Origin of the sequence: Pontibacterium sp. (assembly GCF_041587635.1) — a bacterium.
In the GTDB taxonomy this organism is placed as follows: domain Bacteria; phylum Pseudomonadota; class Gammaproteobacteria; order Pseudomonadales; family Balneatricaceae; genus Pontibacterium.
Genome location: NZ_JBFGYC010000376.1, coordinates 1 through 4,101, shown reverse-complemented (window position 1 = coordinate 4,101; position 4,101 = coordinate 1). Strand labels below are relative to the sequence as shown.

2 protein-coding genes are annotated in these 4,101 nt (G+C 53.4%); both read right to left on the bottom strand.

The window, feature by feature from the left end:
• Nucleotides 1-2,314: nitrite reductase large subunit NirB (nirB, locus tag ABYW01_RS15805; RefSeq protein WP_372834486.1), on the bottom strand; the 2,314-nt coding region annotated here is incomplete at its 3' end.
• A gap of 13 nt (nt 2,315-2,327) precedes the next feature.
• Entirely contained in the window at nt 2,328-3,593 is a 1,266-nt protein-coding gene (locus ABYW01_RS15800; RefSeq protein ID WP_372834484.1) for an NAD(P)/FAD-dependent oxidoreductase, read from the bottom strand.
• Nucleotides 3,594-4,101: the final 508 nt, after the last annotated feature.

Sequence of the window (4,101 nt, the reverse complement as noted above, 5' to 3'; positions counted from 1 at the left end):
TGTCGTTGATCACCACGTCCTGCAGGTACTTGAGGCCCCCTTCCAGGTTCTCCATCCACACCGAGGTACGCTGCAGACGATCACCGGTCTTGATGTAGAACATCAGCACCCGGTCGATGTACTTGATCAGGGTCTCTTTATCCAGGTCAGTGGCGAACAGGTCAGCGTGGCGCGGCTTCATACCGCCGTTACCGCACACGTACAAGTTCCAGCCGTTCTCGGTGGCGATAACACCGATATCCTTGGACTGGGCTTCGGCACACTCACGGGTACAACCGGAGACTGCGAATTTAATCTTGTGTGGAGAACGCAGGCCCTTATAACGGTTCTCTAAGTTAATTGCCGTACCGGCACTGTCTTTGACGCCGTAGCGGCACCAGGTACTGCCGACACAAGATTTAACGGTACGCAGGGATTTACCGTACGCGTGTCCGGTTTCGAAACCGGCTGCGATCAGCTCTTCCCAAATGAGTGGCAGCTCATGCAACTGGGCACCAAACAGGTCAACACGCTGACCACCGGTGATTTTGGTGTAGAGATTGTATTTCTTCGCGACCTGACCCAGTACGATCAGTTTGTCCGGGGTGATCTCACCGCCCGGGATGCGCGGCACGATGGAGTAGGTGCCGTTCTTCTGCATGTTTGCCATGAAGGTGTCGTTGGTGTCCTGCAGGCTGACGTGCTGTTCATCCATGATGTGTTCGTTCCAGCACGATGCCAGCATGTTGCCGACCGCAGGTTTACAGATATCGCAACCCAGCAAACCTTTACCGTGCTTCTCCAGCAGTTCATGGAAGCTGCGGATGCCTTCTACGCGGATGATGTGGTAGATCTCTTCGCGGGTGTGCGGGAAGTGTTCGCAGATGTCGGTGTTCACTTCGACACCGCGCTTTTCCAGCTCGCAATCAACAACCGATTTCACCAGTGCGGCACAACCCCCGCAGCCTGACGCCGCTTTGGTGGCGTCTTTGACCATTCCTACGTCAGTCGCACCGTCATCGATGGAGCAGCAGATCTGACCTTTGGTGACATTCAGGCAGGAGCAGATTGTTGCGGTATCTGGCAGGGCATCAGGCCCCAGCGCGGGTGCCGAACTACCGTCCAGTGCAGGTAAAATCAGACTTTCCGGATGTTCAGGCAGTTCGATACCGTTGAGGGCATACTGCAGCAGGGTGTCGTACTGTTCACAATCACCCACCAACACCGCGCCGATCAGGGTTTTCTTGTCTTCAGCGACAATAATGCGTTTGTAGCTGGCGGTGTTGTCATCGGAGTATTTGTAGCTGATCGCACCCGGTGTCATACCGTGGGCATCGCCGATGGAACCGACATCCACACCCAGCAGTTTCAGCTTGGTGCTCATATCCGCACCGGTAAATTCTTCAGTGCCGCCCAGCATATGGGAGACCGCTGTTTTTGCCATGCTGTAGCCCGGCGCAACAAGACCAAAGATTCGATTATTCCACAGGGCGCACTCGCCGATGGCGTAGATGTTTTCATCGGAGGTCTGGCAGTGATTGTTCACTACGATACCGCCGCGCTCGCCTATCTCGAGTCCACTCTGACGGGCAAGTTCGTCCTGGGGGCGAATACCGGCGGAGAACAGTATCAGGTCTGTCTCCAGTTTTTTGCCGTCCGCAAAGTTCATGCAGTGTTTTGCGGTTTCGCCGTCATCGATCAGCTGGGTATTTTTATTTGTATGTACTTTTACACCCAGGCCTTCGATCTTGTCGCGCAGCAGCTGACCACCGTCTTCATCCAGCTGTACAGCCATCAGACGGGGGGCAAACTCCACTACGTGGGTCTCCAGACCCAGATCACGCAGGGCTTTTGCCGCTTCCAGACCAAGCAGACCACCGCCCACGACTACGCCCACTTTGGATCCCTTGGCAGCGGCTTCAATCGCCTCTAAATCCTCAATGGTGCGGTAGACTAGGCAGTTCTCTCGCTCATGGCCAGGAACCGGGGGAACAAACGGGTAGGAGCCGGTAGACAGTACCAGTTTGTCGTAATTCAGAACGTCACCGCTGGTAGCGGTCACGGTTTTGTTATCACGGTCGATTGCGACTGCTTTTTCACCGATCAGGACATTCAGGCCCCAGCTGTCATACAGCGCCGGTGTACCCATGGCCAGATCATCGGCACTTGAACCGTCAAAGTAGGCACTCAGATGTACACGGTCGTATGCCAGGCGCGGTTCTTCACAGAACACGGTGATTTCGTATTGTTCGGCAAAACCGGACTCCACCAGACTTTCCAGATAGTGGTGTCCCACCATTCCGTTACCAATCACTACTAATTTCTGTTTACTCATGGGAGAGGTCCTCTTAAGAAGCTGCCGCAAGGGTTGTGCGCTCTGTGTCGGTGCCTGTGGCACTCTTTTTCTCGCTGAAAGCGCGGCCAAAAATGATATGTGGGCGGATTGCCCGGGTATTCTGTTTGTTCTGGATCAGGTCGAAGTACCAGTTGCCGTCCTGCACTGCGCCGTAGAGTACGGTGCCGACCAGATGGTCGTTGCGGAATAGCAGCTTTTTATAGGTGCCTCGCAGGCGGTCGTTAAAGACCACCGCGTCGGTATCGTCGCTGTCCAGATATTCGCCGGCAGAATAAAGATCGATGCCGGAGATCTTGAGTTTGGTGGCAGTCGGGTTCACCTCGAAACGGTGGCTGCCGTCATCACAGAGCAGGTTGCCCAGGACACGGGTCTGATCCCAGATCGGAGCAACCAGACCAAAAGTGTCATCGCCGAACTGACAACACTCTCCCAAGGCGTAGATATTTTCATCGCTGGTCTGCATGCAGTTGTTCACGTGCACGCCACGCTGGCATTCAAGCCCTGCGCGTTCAGCCAACTCAGTGTGGGGTACGATGCCGATCGCAATAACCACCTGCTGTACGTTCAGTTCGCTGCCGTCGGACAGGCTGACTGAAGAGATATGCTGAGCACCCTTAAAGGCGGTGACCTCTTTGCCCAGTACGATGTTGATGCCACGGCGTTCGAGCTCAGCCTGCAGGAGTTTGCCCGCAGCTTCGTCCAGCTGACGGTTCAGCAACCATTCTCCACGGTGCAGTACAGTGACATGCACACCTTGTTTACGCAGCCCATAAGCCGCTTCCAGTCCCAGTAAGCCGCCACCGATAACTAAGGCGTGTTCGCTGTTATTGGCGTGGCTTTTAATACGCTGCACATCGCGCATATTGCGGAAGCTGAGAATGCCGTTCAGAGTGCAGTCGCGCGCAGCCGCAGGCAATGCAGGTTCGGAACCAGTCGCCATCACGAGTTTGTCATAGTTGGCAGTGACACCGCGCAGGCTGGTAACCGCTTTGTTATCACGGTCAATACTGACAATCGGGTCGTTGGTGTGCAGTGTAATGTTGTGACTGGCGAACCAGTCGGCAGAGTGGATAACGATCTCTTTCGCCGTCATCTCTTCGGCAAGCACGGGAGAGAGCATGATACGGTTGTAGCTACCGTGTGGTTCCTGATCGAATACGGTGATCTCGTACCGGTCTGCATCCAGCGCGGTAATCTCGCTGAGCAGCCGTCCAGTCGCCATGCCGTTGCCGATAATGATCAGATGCTCTTTCTTCATCGTTACGCCTTAACCTTCACACGGTTGCCAAAAAAAAAGCGCTCATCGACCAACCGGTCGGGAAGGGCCGGTGATTGATGAACGCCGTTGTTCATTCGTTAAAACTAAATTTTATTTTTAAACGGTATAAAGCAGGTAGAGTGCCAAGTTTCTTAAGTTGTTGTTTTTGTTTGGTAAATTTAATTTATGGCACTGTCTTAGGAGTATTCGCACATAGCGAAGGAGATTATATGAACTAAAAGCGTGCACGGAGTTGGGTGGGGTGCACCAGATTGTGCGGAGGGGAGTTAGTATTAGTGAGGAGTAAACATTAGGAAGGTCTGCTTTCGGCACAAAGCTGACTTTATATCTAATTTACGGCCTAGATCGCTCCTACAGTTGATCTTGAAATTGAGCGCCCAGTGCTTCTTTCTAATTGGTGGTTTAGCTCTCTTACAATGGTATCAGATGATTCATGGTAGTAAGTGAGATGATCTAACATAACACCATCCTTAAAGAGCAGGGTGTT

Excerpts from the sequence above, each read along its gene's own strand:
- ABYW01_RS15800 (WP_372834484.1), bottom strand. The coding sequence starts at position 3,593 with ATGAAGAAAGAGCATCTGATCATTATCGGCAACGGCATGGCGACTGGA.